Source organism: Paraburkholderia sp. BL18I3N2 (genome assembly GCF_003001875.1).
In the GTDB taxonomy this organism is placed as follows: domain Bacteria; phylum Pseudomonadota; class Gammaproteobacteria; order Burkholderiales; family Burkholderiaceae; genus Paraburkholderia; species Paraburkholderia phytofirmans.
On record NZ_PVNC01000004.1, the window covers coordinates 1 to 17,346 of the forward strand.

Below are 17,346 nucleotides of genomic sequence, written 5' to 3' on the forward strand. Positions count from 1 at the left end.
TCAACTCGCGTTATCTCGCCAACGCCGCGCTCGAAGTGGAAATCATGGGCCGTGGTTACGCGTGGCTCGATACCGGCACGCATGACTCGCTGATCCAGGCGGCCACTTTCATTGAGACGTTGCAGAAGCGTCAGGGTCTGGTGGTGGCTTGCCCGGAGGAAATTGCATTCCGCCGACATTGGATCGACGAGGAACAATTGCTTCAACTCGCAAAGCCGCTCGCTAAGAATGCCTACGGTCAGTATCTGCTCAACCTTCCGAAGGATCGGGTGGCATGGCCAACTCGCTAACCCGTATTAAAGCGAAGTGAAGCGGCTCAATATCTCCTTGCGGTAACCCATATGCAGGGCGTTGAACGTGCGCCGCCGCACATTTAATTTGAAACTGAACAGGTACGCTTCAACGCATGGACTGCGGCGGAGTTTGTCGCTTGCAAGTCGCCGTCAAGCATTCGCCCGCGCGGTCTGCGCACGAATCATGAGGGTTTCTCCGACATTCGCGATATAGCCGCAGACTGCATCAAGTGGCTTAACAATACGTTGAGTTTCACAGGCACTTACGAATCGCCGATACGTATGCGGTCAATCTGAATCGTCATTTCGCCAACGGCCGGTCGGAATGATGGTGGAATCTTTCGATCGCTTGACAAATCACGCGCTCGCCCTAAGACAAGTTCGCGACGAATTGATGCCAGTGCGGAATTCAATTCGATGTTCGCGGCGCCCTTAAGGGAACCTGAAGTTCTCACCCAATTTACTGGCAGACCGCGATGTTGAGACGAAGCCTGCTCGCAAATTTCGTTGGCCAGATGGTGACCGTATCGCTCGGTATCGTCATGGTGCCGATCTACGTTCGTCATCTTGGAGTGGAGGCGTATGGGCTGATTGCCATTAACGCCGTGCTTCTCGCATGGGTACTCGTTCTCGACTTCGGACTCTCTCCCACGTTGTGTCGCGAGCTAGGCAGCCTGCGTGCCGGAACCGGTTCGAAAGCTGAAGTGGCACTGCTGCTGGAATCACTGGAAAAGCTGATTCTCGGCACTAGCACCATCCTGTTCGTCCTGTCGATCTTCGCGGCACCTTATTTCGCCGAGCGGTGGTTGAACGCGTCCACCTTGCCGCCGAGTGAGATCCGCACTGCGTTCGTGCTGATGATGTTGACGGCCATCGCGCGTTGGCTGTGCGCGCTGTATCGCGGCGGGGTGATCGGCATCGATAGCCAGGTCGCACTCAATGTCATTGGTATTACCTTCGCCATAATACGTAATGTGCTTGTCGTGCCGATCATCATGGTCTGGCCTCGCGTCGAATTCTTCTTTGTCTGGCAACTTCTGGCGATTGTCGGCGAGGCGATTGCGATGCGGATGCTGCTGGGCCGCACGATCGATATACCGTTCGTGTCCATGCGTTTTTCGTGGGCGGTTCTGTCGTCGCGCGCAAAGCTGTCGCTCTCGATTGCCTTGTCGGCTCTGATCTGGGCCTGCACCGCGCAAATCGACAAGGTCGTACTTTCGAAGGTCCTGCCGTTGGCCGATTTTGCTGTGTTCAGCATGGCAACGCTGCTCGCGAGCGGCATCATGTTGCTGGCCAACCCGATTCAGCAAGCCTTCATTCCCCGATTGACTACCGAGAGCTTCGGTGGCGGCGAGCGAATTCGTGAGATGTACGCGCTGGCCACGGAGGTGACGTCATTGGCGGTGATCCCAGTCGCCGCGGTATTCGCATTTGCGCCGGAAGCCGTGCTTCGGTTGTGGTCCGCGAGCGCGCCGGTGACGCCAGACGCATTGCGAACGATGCAATGCTACGCGGTCGGAAATGCGTGTTCGGCTCTCGCCTCGCTTGCGTTCTTCGTGCAATACGCAAAGGGAGATTTGTCACTGCATCTGAAAGGCAATATCGGCTTTCTCATTCTCTTTGCGCCAGCGGTCCTGTATGGCGGAACTCACTTCGGTGCGGTCGGCGCGGCCTACGCGTGGCTCGGAATGAATCTTCTGCTCCTGCTAGGCTGGGTTGCGATCGTACATCGAAAGTTTATCGCTGGAATCAACGCTAGTTGGTATTGCGGAGTGGCGGTGCGTGTTGCCGCGATCATACCCGTCGGACTCTTGGTGAGTCGCGCGGATTTGACGACATGCTCGCGCATGGGTCTGTTCTTTGTTCTGTCGGGCGCCTGGCTTGCCATGCTCGCACTGACTGTCGCGGCTTCGCCAATTGTTCAACGCAAGGCTCGCCACCTTGCGGGACGACTGGTCCTCAATTGAGAAAACAGCATGGATACAACTCTTCAGCATCCGGTCCACGAGCAAACCGCACCTGTGTTGTCGGTCATCGTGCTTTGTTATCGGCAAGGCGAATACGTCGGTCCGTGCCTGCAAAGCGTGCTTGACCAGAAGATCGATGTCCCGTTCGAGGTGATCGTGGGTGACGATAACTCACCCGACGATTCGCTCGAAGTCATCGAATCGTTTCGACTGCGCTATCCGGATGTGATCAAGGTAATCGCGCATGAAAAGAACGTTGGCTTTTCAGGTAACTTCGCGGATACGGTTGCTCTCGCGAGAGGTGAATACATCGCCAACATTGACGGCGACGACGTCATGTCTCCTGGCAAACTGCAGCGTCAGCTCGATTTCTTAAGGGCTCACCCGGAATGCGGTCTCGTTGTACACAAGATGCGCACAGTCGATCAAGACACGTTGGAGCCCGTGGCGTTTCCGCTGCCGGAAAAGAAGCCGGCAACGTTTGACGCGGAATACCTCATTAAGAGCGGTCCATTCTTTTTTCACAGCTCGGAAATGTATCGGGCGCACTTGCGCCGCCGACACCCCGTCGACATGGGTCTAAAGTCCGTGCCCGATGTGGCCCATTTGACACAGGTCCTAATGGGTTCGTCAGGTTGCTACCTGGACGAAGAGTTGGGTCTTTACCGTGTCAACCGGACGGGTTTGACTTCCGTGCGTATCAACAATCCCGCGCGCCATAGGGAATGCCTGAATGACGTGATCCAGACCTGCCAGATCGCGGCTGATCTCGGCATGGCGAGCGACGCTGTCAACCACGGGCGCGCAAAGTTCTATCTGACCTCGGCCATCTTCTATCTGGAGCATGGGCACGCGGATAACTTCGAGGACTGCATTGAGTCGAGCTGGCGTGCGGCGCGAATCGGTTCGAAACAGATGGTTTTGTACACCATGCGCCGCTGGCCTCGTACCTTACGCACTGTCTACGCGAAGCTCAAGCAGATGGCCGGGCGACAACGGGTCAACGCATGAGTACGACTGTGCAGGGAAATGAGCGGTCTGCCACTAAGAAAGTCAGGTTGCTCGATCTATGCAATCGGGCGTTTTTAGCCTGGTACCGACTCAAGACGCGCCTCTGGTACGCACACGTGTTCGAGTCGGTCGGCGCGAAAACGACGATCTTTCGTCCCATGCTGCTCGTCAACGTCCATCACGCGTCGCTCGGCGAGCGCGTGCTGATTCGGCCAGGCGCGCGGATCGAACTAGTCGTGATGGACGCGGCTGCGCCGCCGCGGCTCACGATCGGAAGCCGGGTCAACATCGAACAGAACGTGCACATCGTTTGCGGTGGCTCGATCGAGATTGGCGACGACGCAACCATTACCGGCAACGTTGCCATTGTCGACGTCGAGCATCCGTATGAGGACGTCAACGACGAGACACGCATTGGCGATCGCATTCGCACGCGAGGCAATTACGTGCTGATCGGACAGGGCGCATTCATCGGATTTAACGCAGTCATTCTGCCCAACGTTAAGATCGGCCGTCACGCTGTGGTGGGCGCGCATTCGGTGGTGACTCGCGACGTCCCCGACTATTGTGTGGTCGCAGGAAATCCGGCGCAGACCATGAAGCGCTACAACTTCGAAACGAAATGTTGGGAAAGGGAGAAGCGATGAAAGTCCTGATTACGGGTGGCGCCGGCTTTATCGGCTCGAGTCTTGCACGCAAGCTCTGCGCTAACAATGTGGAAACCACCGTGCTCGATAACCTCTCCCCGCAGATTCACGGGGATGATCCCAGTGTTACGTCCGCAACCTTCGCGTCGTTGCCGGAAAGCGTGCACTTCGTAAAGGGGTCGGTGACCGATCGCGCGGTCCTCGAACGCGTCATGCAAGGGCAGGACGCGATCGTTCATCTTGCGGCCGAGACGGGCACGGGCCAGTCCATGTACGAGGTTGACCGTTATGTCGATGTGAACGTACATGGCACAGCGTTGATTCTCGACATACTTGTGAAAAACAACCGCAATTCGGTGCGCAACGTGGTTGTCGCTTCGTCGCGCGCGATTTACGGTGAAGGCAAATACCGTTCGCCGGCCGCGGGAATTCTCTATCCCGGTCCTCGAAAGGAAAAAGACATGCTCGCAGGCCAGTTCGAGCATGTCTGCCCGGTGAGCGGCGACGCGATGGAATGCTTGCCGACCGACGAGGAATCGAAAATCCATCCGACGTCGCTTTATGGCATTACCAAGCAGACCCAGGAACAGATGGTGATGACGACCTGCCGTTCGATCGGCATCGATGCGTCGGCGTTGCGTTATCAGAATGTCTATGGGCCGGGGCAATCGTTATCCAATCCTTATACAGGAATTCTCTCGATCTTTTCGACCCGCATCAAAAACGGCAATCCAATCAATATCTTCGAGGATGGACTGGAAAGCCGCGACTTCGTCTACATTGATGACGTGGTGGATGCGACCTACGCAGCGCTCACGAACGCCAACGCCGCGGACAACGTGTTCGGCATCGGCTCGGGTGTGCGCACCTCCGTCATCGATGTCGCCAAGACACTGTGCGAGGTGTATTCCAGCGATGTCAGCGTCACGGTAACGGGGGCATTCCGCTTGGGCGATGTCCGCCATGTCTATGCCGATTTGACCAAGGCAAGAGATTTGCTCGGATTCGAACCCAAGGTGTCGTTTAGTGAAGGCATCGCGCGATTTGCCCGATGGGTCGATCGGCAGCAGGTAATGGCCGATACCTACGAGAAAAGCATTGCCGAAATGCGGGAGAAGGGGTTGTACAAGGGCTGTGAACGCGCGGCCTGATACGGGCCGACGGAAGGTACTCTCACGCCATGTCGGAGGCAGCCGTGACGGCCGCCTCCGCAACTTACTTTGAGGAGCGGATATGTCAACGAGATATGGTTCGCCGCTGATCGGGATTGTCACCGTGCTGTATCGCTCCGATTCCGTGCTTCCTGATTTTTTCAGCAGTCTCGCCGCTCAGCGCGATGCGAATTTCAAGTTGTACGTGATCGACAACAGCGAAAAGGATACGGGATGTGCGATATCGCGCGAGCTCGCGGCTCTCCATGATCTCCAGGCTGAAATCGTGTTCAATAACGACAACGTCGGCGTGGCCCGCGGCAACAATCAGGGCATCGAGATGGCGCTCGCGGACGGATGTGATTATGTTCTGCTCGCCAACAACGACACCGATTTTCCGGATCCCGACGTGATTGCCGGATTGGCACGGCACACCGAGGAGGCGGGCGCGTTGGCAGCCGTGCCCAAGATCACCTACTACGGCACTAACCAGATATGGTGCGCGGGGGGACGGTTCTCGCCGCTTACCGCCACCACGCCGCACGTGGGCGATCGGAAGGAAGATTGCGGGCAGTTCGACCAGGAAATGTTTACAGAATACGCACCGACCTGCTTTATGTTGCTGCACAAAAGCATCTTCCAGACGGTCGGAATGATGGATGAAAAATACTTCGTCTATTACGACGACAGCGACTTCGTCTGGCGTATGAAGGACGCGGATATCGGCCTGCTGTATGTGCCGACATCGTGCGTTGGTCACAAAGTGGCGGTATCCACCGGTGGCAATGAAAGTCCTTTCAGCCTGTTCTACACGGCACGTAACCGCGTCTATTTCAGCCGCAAACATCTGGCTCCGGCACACCGTGCGATTGCGATTGCCTATGCCGTCGTCACGTTGACGGTCAAATGCGTGAAGTTCTCGCCGGCGGCCAGGTCGAGCGTGTTCAAAGGTCTTAGAGCCGGCTTCGCACTGTCAATCGCCGATCATTGACTGAACTGGCAGGCAGCGCGTCGTTACTCCGGCGTGCTGCCATTTTTATGACACGAAGCCGGGCATAAGCGATAGCGATGAAAGTCCACGGCGCGAGATATGAGAATTCCGGGACGGAGATCATCATCATCACCCAGGTCGTGACGCAACACTGGCGCAATGCCATCCCCTCTGCCGACCAATCGAGTTTGAAAGCCGGATACAGAATCAGCATGCTTACAAGGAGGAGCCCCGCGATCCCGGTGTTGACAAGCAGAGTCGAAAAGAGATCGGTCGACCGTATATAGCCGAAGCCAATCCCAAACACCTGGTTGGCTAGTGAGCCACCGGCCCACATGTCCATAGAAGCACGGAAGAAGCCGGATCTCTCCACGCCAGATACGTTGTGCCCGTCCATTTTGTCGAGGATCATCTGTTGAAATAGATCAGCAATGTAGTCCCTTGCCAGATACGCCACCACAAAAAGCATCAACGCACCGGCCATGGCCTTGATCGGATGGAAGCCAATCTTTCTTATGCGAATGAGCAGATAAACGACATAGCCGATAAAAGCCGTCGACGAAGTACTCATGATGAGTGACGCGCCGATGATCCACACCGGTAGGCGTCGCTTTGACGTTGCGTTGAAATAAACCCAGAAGGGAAACATCGACAAAGCGTACATCGACGGTTCACCGGTCAGGCTTTTCAGCCGTTGCATATGGAAACCGTGGATGTCGAGCCATTGGAAGGAACTCCCGTTCAGCGAGCCGTCCTCCGCGTTCCCGTCACCATTTCGAAATTCTGCGCCGAAAGAACGGTTGGAAATGAAGTCACCAGGCTGACCTGTGATGATGAAGTAGATCACTTCATAGATGCCGTACACAGCGAAAATCGCCGCCGAGGCAAGCAGCCATTGCTGCCACGATGGTTTGTAGAAAATATAGACATACGATGCATAGAGCACGACAGCGGCAAGATAGATCGTCTGTGTGAACAAGCTTTTTCTAAGGATGAAGGTCAACACATCACTGTCGTCGATGAGCAGAACTTTTGTAAAATCAGGCTCGTATGGCGCTGCGGTGTCGGCGAGCTGCGACGCCAGGAAGAAGACTGCCCACACCGACACCGCAACGATCAGGAAGTTGATATAGCGGGCGCGCGACGCGCCGGCGCACGCCAATGCCAGCGGCAACGAGAAGAAACACATGATGTAGCCGAGCGTCGTGCCCTGGATCGAAGGCATAAGCAATACAGACGTCACGGGCATGGCAAATACCCAGACGAAATAGTACAGATCGGCGTGCGAGGAAATGCTCTGTTTCATGGAATTCCTGAGGAACGCGAACCGATACAGGAAGTGTAAATGAATGACATCCGGACCGCTGACGAAGACCTTTCTTCAGCGCCCGGATGTTACTTCATGTTCGTGTTTTGGAGCCGGCCGGTCCTAATTCAGAAGTGCGTTAAATATGTCGACTACACGCATCTGTTGCGTTTCCGTCAAACCGGCCCAGAGCGGGAGTCGGATCAGCCGTCTTGATTGGTTGATGGTAACGTCCAGCGAGCCGCAAACTTTGCCGTACCGTTTCCCACCGGGAGATGAGTGAAGCGGTACATAGTGGAACACCGAGCCTATTTGCTGTCTTCTGTATTCGTCGAGTATGCGCTGGCGCACGTCCTCATCTTCAACCAGCACATAGTACATGTGTCCGTTGTGCTGGCATTCTGCCGGTATGCCAGGGCGGCGAAGCGCGCCTTTGCGTTCGAACGGCTCAAGAAGCGCGTGATATCGCTCCCAGCTCGCGAGGCGTTCTTGCGTAATCTTTTCGGCACCTTCCAACTGAGCCCAAAGATAAGCCGCAATCAGCTCGCTCGGCAAGAACGAGGAGCCGACTTCCTGCCAGGTATATTTGTCGACTTCTCCGCGCAGGAAGCGACTGCGGTCGGTGCCTTTCTCGCGGATAATTTCCGCGCGCCTCGTGAGGGAAGGATCGTTGACCAGCAGGGCGCCGCCCTCGCCGGAAATGATATTTTTTGTTTCGTGGAAACTGTATGCGCCGAGGTCCCCGATCGAACCCAGGCCGCGGCCCTTGTAGGTGGCCATGACGCCCTGCGCCGCATCTTCCACGACTTTGAGCCCATGGCGTTGGGCGATCGATACGATCGTGTCCATTTCGCAAGCCACCCCGGCGTAATGTACCGGGACGATCGCGCGGGTTCGTGGCGTGATCGCTGCTTCGATCAACCGCTCGTCAAGGTTCATGGTGTCCTCACGGACGTCCACGAAAACAGGCACGCCACCCCGTAGGACGAATGCATTCGCCGTCGAGACGAACGTATACGAAGGCATGATGATCTCGTCGCCGGGCTGGATGTCCAGCAATAGCACGGCCATTTCAAGCGCTGCCGTGCAGGAGTGAGTCAGCAATGCCTTGTTGGAACCGCTTCGTTCCTGGAGCCATTTGTTGCAACGTCCCGTGAAGGAGCCGTCGCCAGCAAGCTTTTTGTTGAAATGAGCTTCCGCGATGTACTGCAATTCGTTACCCGTCATGGCGGGTGTGTTGAAGGGGATGCGGTTCTCGTTAACCTCGATCCCAATTTGCGGCGTAGATCGGCTCATGAATAGTTCACCCCACATGATCGAGAATTGATGGTTCTCGCTGCGACACATAGTCAGATCTCGAAACCATATGGCTACGAGACCCCGCTTTCCGGCAAACTCGCCAGGTGTTTCAAGGAGCAAGCTGCGCGAGCGCCCTTGCTATACACCTGTGTGGTGTCACACTTCGTCTGTCTCGTTGACCGTGCGCGTGTACTGCGCAGCCTGCTCATAGCTTCTCCAGTTGCTGGCCCGCTTGGGGATCGCGTTGAAGACCGATCCCAGCAGTCGCCCTCCGGCGCGCCTCAGCTTCTTGACTGTCTCGGAGATCTCGTCTTCGCTTTGCATGCCGGAGCGCAGCACCAGAACTGTTGCTCCCGCGTGGGGTGCCATGATTGCGGCGTCGGTTACCACCAGGAACGGCGGAGAGTCGACCAGGACAAGATCGAACCGCTCGCTCAATTGATCAACGACCTGCTTGAAGTCGTGCATCATCAACAACTCTGACGGGTTGGCCGGATAGGCGCCGCACGAGATAAAGGAGAGGCCGCGAACGCCGACGGACCGAACGGCGTCCGCGCTGGCGAGCTTGCCTTGGAGAACCTCAGACAGGCCACCGCGATTCGATTGTTTGAAGAAGGAGGCGAGATTCCCTCGGCGCATGTCAGCATCGATGAGCAGGATGCGCAACCCGACTTCCGTGAGAAGTATGGAAAGATTCGCCGCTACAAAGCTCTTGCCGGTGGACGGGCTCGGACCCGTCAGCATCACAATGTTGTTCTTCTTGTTCAGACGATCGCGACACACCTGCGTGCGTACCTCGCGAAGCGCTTCGACTGACGGCTCATGAGGTAGCCGGCAGGCGAGAATCCGTGCCGCCGCCTCGCGTACTAACCCAGTGGCGAAATTAGGGGACGACGACTGTGCATCGAGGGGATCCAACGCCAGCGAATGAGGATCGGGCAAGCCGGGCATGCCGTCATCACGCCCGAATAGCGATGCCCGCGAGGGCTGCACCGACGTTTCGTTCTCCAGTTGAGCCTGTTGCCGGCTGAACAGTACTTCGCCGAGTACCGGCACATCCAACCGGCGTTCGACGAAGAGCGGGTCGGTGACGCCGGTCGTTGCATAGCGTCTCAGCACAATGAAGAACGCGCCGATGAAAAAGCCGAGCCCACCACCCGCGAAAATCACCAACGGCCGGTTCGGCTTAATCGGCCGATACGGCTGCATCGCTTCATCGACAATGTGTGCGCCACCGCTCGCGCTTGCACGGCGCACGGAAAGCTCCTCGGCTTTGCTAACCATACCCAGATAGATCGTTTCTGCCACCTTCGCATCGCGGGTGAGTTCAGCGTTGCGCCGTTCGGAAGTCGGCATGCTCACGAAGCGCGAGTCGAATGCACGTTTTGCATCGGCAAGTTGGGCGAGTTGCGCGTCGATCGTCTTGATCTGCTGGCTGTTGGGCGTGAAGATCGACGCCGCTTGCGTGCGCTGCAGTTGCAAGGCCGACGTGCGCTGTTGGAGCTCGATGCTTCCCTGCAGATAGGATTGCGCTTCGGTCGTCGGGCGCATTGTTTCGGTCGACGATTGGTAGTCGCTCAGCGCCTGTTCCGCGTTCGTGAGATCGCGCTTTAGCCGGGGTAACTCGCCCTGGATGAATTCGAGCGTTTTGGTGTCGTTAAGCTGGCGACTTGAAACCGCCGATGCAATGTACTGCTGAGCAACCGCATTAGCGACATCGGCGGTCAGCCCTCGATCTTTCGAGGCGAAGGAGATCTGCACGATTCCCGTGTCTTTGGTCACTTCAGCGATCTTGAGTTGACGTCGCAGCGCATCGATGGCATCGAGCGTATTGCGATGGGTGACCGTGAACTGGGTACCGGGTCTGGCGATGAGTTCCTTAACCGTGATGGAAAGCCCATCGAGGCTGGTCGCAGGCTTCCCAGTCTCGCCGCGCAGCAGGAGATCTCCATTGGGCGCGCGAAGTTCGTACCGCCCGTTGTCGAGAGCAATCAGTTCGAGAGGTTTTTCCTCGAGAAATGCGGGCACGTTGAGCGACGGAATCACAAGCCGTTCGCCGCCCCAGGCGAACGAGCTGAGTCCGAACCACGGCTTCGAGGGACGGCCGGGATAGGCCAATTGCTCCGCGAAACGTCCAAGTATAGGGAAAGCATGCGGCACGACCTCGACATCGAACTGGAATTGGCGAATCACCGGATCAAGCACGGAGCGGCTTTGCATGAGGGAGATTTCCGCCGCGGTCGCTTGCGTGCCTGGTTGCTGCTGCGCCGTGCCGTCCTGCCGGGATATACCGAGCGCATTTTGATCGGGCGGGGTGGGCGGGTCGACACGCACGACGACGTCGGCAGAGTACGTCGGCGCCGAAAAGAACGCGTACGCAGTAGCAAGCGTCGTCGCTATCGCGACGAATGCCAGGAGTGTCCAAATATGGTCTCGCAACAGGTGAAGCATGTCGCGCAACGAAAAGTTACCCTCGTCGTTGCCTGCACGAGACGATCCGGAGTTAAGAATATGGGTGTTCAAAGGCGCCATCTCCAAGGTTCGGGGGTAACAAGCTTCTCGATGGTGCGACAAGCTTCGTCGCGTCGATCATTGGACACCGACCCCAGGATTTCCCTAGGGCAGAAACTGATACGTGGGTTGACATTGATTCGACGAATCACTGGCTCGGATTCGATGTTGTTCCCTGTTCCACCAATCCCGATTCGTCGCAGCCGCGTCCATCGACGCGACTCTGGGCGAGTGTGATATGAATACCGCCTTTACCACTTCTCAGTCTGTGGTTTAGCGCACGTTGCGCTGCGCTGGTTCAGCTAAAGTACGCGGATGGCCGGTAAGAGCGCATGATTTTTTTGCTGCTAATGGCGCTGTGGCAAGATCGACGTTAATGCCGCGTCATATTTACCGGGCTTCTGCACTAACCGCGCGGTATTCAGTGCCGCGACTCTCGGTCCCGATGGCCTGATTGCTACCTGCGATTGAATTAGCTTGTTGGATTCGACCGGGCGAACGCGGACCGCACGGATATTGGTCACGACAACGAGGCTCCAGTCAGATGTGGAAACGATCGATCGCAATTGCCATTGTCTTTTGTGGAATGGCAATCAGTCTCATGATTGCCACTCTTGTTCATCTGAGAGAAACCAAATGGTCGGACATTATTCTGCAAAGTGCACTTTCCGCGGATAGGCACTTCAATGCTCCGGTCGCGGCGGTGCCTCAGATTCCCTGCGCAAGGGGGCACACAGGCGTCTTCTACGGAGTGGTGGGTCATGTCCAGCAGGGCGGTATCTATACGGCGCGCAGCTTCCAGATGCAGATTTCTCAGTTGCGCGATCTTGGCATGACCCTATACGCACAGGACGTCGGGGACAAAGCCGCGGCACAACAGGTCGCGCAACTTGCTCGGGTAGCAGCGGCACAATGCGTCGGCGTACTGCCGTTGATCATCACGCCGGACGTGCAGGCCAATTTGAACGAATCAACGGCTTACGTTCAAGGCCACAAACTTGGGGTTGACGCAGCTACGGCGTTGAAAGGCCTGGTTTCGTACTATCAGGTGGGTAACGAATTCGACAACGACGTGATCTTCAATGGTGCTAGCGGCGACTATCCGTCCCATTACGACAACGCCAAGTACCAGAAGGCGCGTGGCGCGATTCGGGGCATGATAGACGGCATCAAGGAGGTCCAGCCGTCCGCAAAGATATTGCTCGGCTCGTTAAGCTGGCTACATTATGGTTTCTCTGACATGCTGAGAGACGGTACTGAACCGGACGGTGCGCGGGACAGTACAAAAGTAGTGAAGTGGGATGTCACCGCGTGGCACTGGTACTCTGAAATGAGTCCAAACCGGTCGTCGTGGTTGCCGAAACCCGATATTCTGAAACATGTGTTGACGCATTTAAGCACGCAATATCAGAAGCCAATCTGGATTACGGAATTCGGTGTGCGACCGGACTACTCGGACGGCGACCCAGGTGCATACCTGGTTGGACAGGATGGACTTGCCGGTTTCGTTGCTGACGCAAAAAAATATGGCATACAAAATGTCACGTTGTACCAACTTTACGATCAGCCGGATGAAAAATATGGATTGATCTACGGTGATGGCATAAGGCCGAAACGGCGTTTTGAACAGGTGAAAAATTTTATCGAGGCTCACCCAATGCCTTGAGTGCGCCTCGCAGGATCAAAGTTTCTCCAACGCATTTAGCAGGATTTGTGCACTCGTTTGCCAGCTGTACCTGCTCGCGTGAAGATGGCCGCGGTGCTGAAGGTCCGCTCTGAGCTCGCTGGAATAAAGCAAAGACTTCAGCTTGTCGGCGATGTCGTCGGAAGAGTATGGGTCGCAATAGAGCGATGCGGCCCCGCAGACTTCGGGCAATGCGGCCGCACTTGCCACGAGGGTAGGGCAGCCGTTTTTCATCGCTTCGAGGGGAGGGATCCCAAACCCTTCGTAGATTGATGGATACACGAAGCATCGGGCATGTTGATAGAGTGCCTTCAATTTGCTGTCGCTAACATAACCGACATACTTGATGTTGGGGGCAACGTTGGAGATATCGTCGATCTTGCCGAAGATCGGGTTCTTCATGCCAACGATGACAAGATCGAGCGAGGAATCACTGACTTGCCGAAATGCTTCCACAATTCGGGCGAAGTTTTTGGTCGGATTGAGACTGCTAACAGCGAGCACGAACTGATTCGACTTTAGGGCATGTTCGCCCAGCACGCTTTCATCAGGTTCCATGGCGTCAAGATGATCGGCACCGAGCGGAACGACGCCGATTCGCGAGGATGGCACGCCGCAATGATGGGCTAGCCGTTGGCGGGAAAAGTCGGAATTGGTCAAGATGCAACTCGACGTTCGCGCAAGAATCCAGAACATGACGCGATACCATGCACGGAAGCGCCACGAAAAATGCGCGGGCGTGTCGAACACGGCCGCGTCATGCATGAAGATGACCTGACGAGGGCGGAATATCGACCCCGAGTTACTGAGGTTGACGATTTTGCGCCGTCCGGCAAATAGGGGGAGCACGATTTGCTCCCAGAACAATCCTTTGCCGAAACCGATCTTCACTGTCTGCGCGCCGTCAACGGGCAATGTCTTGTCGCCGGGTGGGACGGCGACAGTTACATTATTGATCTGCGGAAGTTGCGTCATGGCAACAATCAGCTCTCGCGCAACGCGTTGGACACCAGTGGCCTTCTGACCCGTAAATCTCCCGTTGTAGACAAAATTTTCCGGTCCAGTCGGTGTGTCGATCGCATTTTCCAGTGCACGTGAAGACATATTCCGTCCTTGGTATCAAGACATTTTTTATCAGTGGCTCAGAGCAGGAGCCAAAAAAAAATATTGGGTGAAACGCAGGCTTCCACGCGGCCTTTTGTTTTTCTCCTGAAGTCCAAGCTATGGAACATGGAAGAAGATAGGGGTCCGATTGCCGGTGCACGCTTGTAATGACGCGTCGAATTGCGTGAAAACGAGTGAAACAACGATAGTCTTCGCACAGGACCAGCGTACGTTGTACCGGGCATCGGGCCGAACAAACGCACATCCTTGCTGATCTCGCATGTCAAGTTCCGGACGTCTGTTAATCGGTCTCGCCGCGTCTGCGGACCTCATCGCTCGTGTAACACGCGTGATGAGGTCCGAAATCGTGAGGCGGATTTGGAAAAGTCCTTTGCTATTGCTTGAAGAGTGTGGCGCGCCCGACGCGAGCGGGACGAGCGTCCACGTTATCGAGTCGAATGACCTGAGTCGGTTCGGTACCGCTCATATCGTGGAGAACGGAGTTCGACCAGCGAGGTATCGCGATAAGCAACTCGCGATCCTGGAGGGGCCGCAAATGCGTAAATGTCTGAACGGGTGGCAGATCAGGTGTCGAGGCGATGACCGTTTGTTGGGCTGTGAAAAGCTGGCCAACGCGGCTAGATGCTAGTTGCAGTAGCACCATTTACTCTTAAGTCAGGAATTTCGCGGACATTTTGCCTACGCTTGAGCAAGAGTTACTGACAGGCTCGCACGTGAAACGGAGCGGCCGGAGTCTGGCTCATAACACGCTAGATGAGACGCGCATCCTTGCGGCTCGACGCATGGCCGAGGGAAAACATCCGGACGATGCTGCGGCCTCTTTGCGATGCATCGCTCGCAGGCGTACGGTCCGCGCGCAGGCACGCGGTCGCGGCCGTCGGGTGCGCGTGCTGCTTTTGACCGAAGGCACGGGCCGCCCTCGCACGCTCACGCCCACCTAGGAACCGCAGGTGCTGCGCTGGATCGATGGCAAGAATCCAATGCAGTATGAATTTGACTTCAGCTTGTGGACGAGCAGCCTGGTTGGCGAACTTGTGCAGCGGGAGTTCTCTGTAACGTTGAGCTTGGGCGTCGATCGGTGCGACGCTCGCGCGCCCGAACCTGAAGGAGCAAAAACTATTGCAGCGCGCTTACCGGCGAGATCCGGACGATCGAGCGACGGCAGCGTGACACGTATCCGGCAGGCAGGTGAGGAAAATGCCGACATCTTCTTCTAGGACGAATCGGATTTTCGGGCCGACTCGGTGCGTTATGACCTGGGCGCAATGCGGTGAAACGCCAGTCGTCGACCGCCCCGGGCCAGCGGCAAAGCATGAGCGCGGCGTCCGCCATCGACTCGAAAAAGGCCTTCTGGTTTGCAACGTACGAAGGTGGGCTCAGCGGCGAGTTGTTCGTGAAGCTGCTCAGCAAGCCGATGTTTAGTCGCCGCAAGGCAGTTCGTCCGATTGTCGTCGGATCGCCAGCGTACAAGAAAGTTGTCGTCAAGGGCTATGAATCGCCCCGGCATTTCCAGAGACACCTACTCTTGAGAGAATGGCGTCATGGAAACCTTAAAGCCTGGGAGCAAAGTAAAGGGAAAGCTGGCACCACGTCGCGAGCACCGGGGGCAAACTGAGCTTGCACTTCCTGCCGGGTTACGCGCAAGACTTCAATCCGGATGAACTGGTGTCGAGTTACGTCAACGGAGTTGCCCGACGCCCTTTGCAAAAGGGCAAAAAAACTGCGCCTACGTATTCACGATCAGCTTGCAAAAATTGGACGCGACTCAACGCTCGTGCGCTTTTTCTCAGCCATCCATCTGTCCGATATGTTTATGACCTGTGAGTAAGTCAAATCGAGGAAGGATCCAATAAAAAAAGCCGCGCCAGCGTCGAAGCGCTGGCGCGTATGTGCTGCTACGAGCAGACCCGAATGCGTTTATTGCGGATGCGACGCGATGAAAGACTTCACGCTCGAGTACTGCGACTTTTTCGTCTTCCCATCACTTTGAAGCAACCCGTATGTGCCGGCAGGATCGTCGTACAACTCGTACATCTGGATGGACTGCAAGTTGTACTTCGAAGCGACCGACGCGTATTCGGCCATCATGGTACCGCCGGTCAGGTAAGACGCAGCTTGCGAGTCCGTGGCAGTCCAGGGGCGTACGCCGTATTCGGTCAACCAGATCGGCTTGCCAAACGCCTGAAGCTTGGACAGCACGTTGTAGCAGCCCGAGCCGCCACAGATGTTCTGGATATCGTCATAGTCGTTGTACCAGTGCCACGCCGTCACGTCCCAAGAAACGACGGGGTGACCAGCCGTGCCATCGGGTTGCGTACCCTGCGCGAGCATCTGATCGAAACCCCAATGCAGCCAGGTTCCCGCTCCCATGACGATTTTTCCTTGCGTGTCAACGGACTTGATGCCGTCGATCATGCCGCGGATTGCGCCACGCGCAATCATGAACTTGCTGTTGACGTAATCGGTCGCGAACGTGCCGTCGTAGTTGCCCGCGAGGGTATCCGCTTCAAGCTCGTTGCCAACTTCATAGTACGACGCGTGCATCGCTGACGCCACCTGCTGACCCAGCGCATATCCAGCGTTGTAGGACGCCGTTTCGCTCGCATACTCTTGCGGGGAGATGAGGAGCACCGGATACACGGTGACACCTCCGGCAGCCATGGTTGTGGCGATCTGCGCGAGTGCCGTCGCAGCTGCCTTGCTGGAAACGTCGCTGCGATAAATCGTCATTCCCAGATCTTGAAGCTGGGCCAGCTGCGTCTGCGTGCTCGATGTGGCGTAGGCGCCGCCTTGCTGGAAGTGGCCGTTGACGCCATAAAAAATCTTGCCGGTCGTTGCCGGTGTTGTCGGTGTCGTCGCCGGTGTCGTCGCTGGTGTCGACGGGTTGCGCCTAGCTCTATTGGCGACTGCCGCGGCGTCCTGCGAAGAGTCGCCACCACCGCCGCAAGCCGCGAGCAGTACACTGCTGGCAATCGCGGCGCCGAGAAGACGCGTCATGTGCGACGACAGAATTCTCTGGAGGTGCGTCTGCCGACGAGGGCCGCTTGGTATTAAATTAGTAGTGCTTAGTTTGGTATGGTGCATGGTTATTAGGACTGCGAATAATAGAAATAAAGGGTTCAAATAATCGGCGAGTTTCCAGAACACCATGCAAATTCGTGTGGGTGTCCAATCAATCCCGCGTTGAGACCCGAAGGAAAGAGACAAGACGCTTCCTGGCGTGCAGCCCTTTGCAGGGGCGGTGTGTCTCGCACCGAGCCTACAAAACTGGATCGCCGTTCACCTCACCGCCAAAGTCGCTGCATCGACCTGACTCTTCAGAGGCCGGGTGCAGAAATAGGCAGCTCGCGGTTCAGGTTGC

Annotated in this window: 12 protein-coding genes and 1 pseudogene; 8 read left to right on the forward strand and 5 right to left on the reverse strand. The window is 56.5% G+C overall.

Annotated elements, in window-relative coordinates; translation table 11 throughout:
- The 6 genes from B0G75_RS13180 to B0G75_RS13205 all read left to right on the forward strand — a co-directional run.
- Positions 1-290: sugar phosphate nucleotidyltransferase (locus B0G75_RS13180; RefSeq protein ID WP_374956892.1), on the forward strand; the 290-nt coding region annotated here is incomplete at its 5' end.
- A 479-nt stretch (positions 291-769) separates the two neighbouring features.
- Positions 770-2,260 carry a lipopolysaccharide biosynthesis protein gene (locus B0G75_RS13185; RefSeq protein ID WP_106305731.1) on the forward strand — a complete coding sequence of 497 codons (1,491 nt, stop codon included), beginning with the start codon at positions 770-772 and terminating at the stop codon, positions 2,258-2,260.
- A gap of 54 nt (positions 2,261-2,314) precedes the next feature.
- Complete coding sequence (locus B0G75_RS13190) at positions 2,315-3,271, forward strand: glycosyltransferase family 2 protein (protein ID WP_258194451.1); 957 nt, start codon at positions 2,315-2,317, stop codon at positions 3,269-3,271.
- Positions 3,272-3,387: 116 nt separating this feature from the next.
- Entirely contained in the window at positions 3,388-3,918 is a 531-nt protein-coding gene (locus B0G75_RS13195) for an acyltransferase (protein ID WP_308705813.1), read from the forward strand.
- A complete protein-coding gene (locus B0G75_RS13200; RefSeq protein ID WP_106305740.1) occupies positions 3,915-5,069 on the forward strand; it encodes an NAD-dependent epimerase/dehydratase family protein in 1,155 nt (384 codons plus the stop codon). Before B0G75_RS13195 ends, B0G75_RS13200 begins: the two co-directional genes overlap by 4 nt.
- Before the next feature lie 124 nt (positions 5,070-5,193).
- Complete coding sequence (locus B0G75_RS13205; RefSeq protein ID WP_258194452.1) at positions 5,194-6,060, forward strand: glycosyltransferase family 2 protein; 867 nt, start codon at positions 5,194-5,196, stop codon at positions 6,058-6,060.
- On the opposite strand, the gene B0G75_RS13210 is transcribed toward B0G75_RS13205, so the two are convergent.
- From B0G75_RS13210 to B0G75_RS13220, 3 genes are all read right to left on the reverse strand, one after another.
- Complete coding sequence (locus B0G75_RS13210; protein ID WP_106305746.1) at positions 6,023-7,366, reverse strand: hypothetical protein; 1,344 nt, start codon at positions 7,364-7,366, stop codon at positions 6,023-6,025. The two genes, B0G75_RS13205 and B0G75_RS13210, sit on opposite strands and share 38 nt — an antisense overlap.
- Before the next feature lie 123 nt (positions 7,367-7,489).
- Positions 7,490-8,662 (reverse strand): dTDP-4-amino-4,6-dideoxygalactose transaminase, encoded by a 1,173-nt coding sequence (gene rffA / locus B0G75_RS13215; RefSeq protein ID WP_106306842.1) that lies wholly within the window; start codon positions 8,660-8,662, stop codon positions 7,490-7,492.
- Positions 8,663-8,821: 159 nt separating this feature from the next.
- Complete coding sequence (locus tag B0G75_RS13220; RefSeq protein ID WP_374956893.1) at positions 8,822-11,197, reverse strand: polysaccharide biosynthesis tyrosine autokinase; 2,376 nt, start codon at positions 11,195-11,197, stop codon at positions 8,822-8,824.
- 523 nt (positions 11,198-11,720) lie between these two features.
- Here B0G75_RS13220 and B0G75_RS13225 point away from each other — a divergent pair.
- Positions 11,721-12,842 carry a glycosyl hydrolase gene (locus B0G75_RS13225; protein WP_106305749.1) on the forward strand — a complete coding sequence of 374 codons (1,122 nt, stop codon included), beginning with the start codon at positions 11,721-11,723 and terminating at the stop codon, positions 12,840-12,842.
- Positions 12,843-12,857: 15 nt separating this feature from the next.
- On the opposite strand, the gene B0G75_RS13230 is transcribed toward B0G75_RS13225, so the two are convergent.
- Positions 12,858-13,937, reverse strand: coding sequence for a glycosyltransferase family 4 protein (locus B0G75_RS13230; protein ID WP_374956898.1), 1,080 nt, complete (start codon positions 13,935-13,937; stop codon positions 12,858-12,860).
- A gap of 761 nt (positions 13,938-14,698) precedes the next feature.
- Between B0G75_RS13230 and B0G75_RS13240 the strand changes: the two are divergent.
- Positions 14,699-15,809: pseudogene (locus B0G75_RS13240) on the forward strand (transposase).
- Between the two features lie 93 nt (positions 15,810-15,902).
- On the opposite strand, the gene B0G75_RS13245 reads toward B0G75_RS13240, so the two are convergent.
- A complete protein-coding gene (locus tag B0G75_RS13245) occupies positions 15,903-17,192 on the reverse strand; it encodes a glycoside hydrolase family protein (protein ID WP_258194453.1) in 1,290 nt (429 codons plus the stop codon).
- Positions 17,193-17,346: the final 154 nt, after the last annotated feature.

Bases quoted from the DNA above. Each gene is read 5' to 3' on its own strand.
- B0G75_RS13185 (WP_106305731.1), top strand. From the start codon at position 770: ATGTTGAGACGAAGCCTGCTCGCAAATTTCGTTGGCCAGATGGTGACC.
- B0G75_RS13200 (WP_106305740.1), top strand. From the start codon at position 3,915: ATGAAAGTCCTGATTACGGGTGGCGCCGGCTTTATCGGCTCGAGTCTT.
- B0G75_RS13210 (WP_106305746.1), bottom strand. From the start codon at position 7,366: ATGAAACAGAGCATTTCCTCGCACGCCGATCTGTACTATTTCGTCTGG.
- rffA (WP_106306842.1), bottom strand. From the start codon at position 8,662: ATGAGCCGATCTACGCCGCAAATTGGGATCGAGGTTAACGAGAACCGC.
- B0G75_RS13220 (WP_374956893.1), bottom strand. From the start codon at position 11,197: ATGGCGCCTTTGAACACCCATATTCTTAACTCCGGATCGTCTCGTGCA.
- B0G75_RS13225 (WP_106305749.1), top strand. From the start codon at position 11,721: ATGTGGAAACGATCGATCGCAATTGCCATTGTCTTTTGTGGAATGGCA.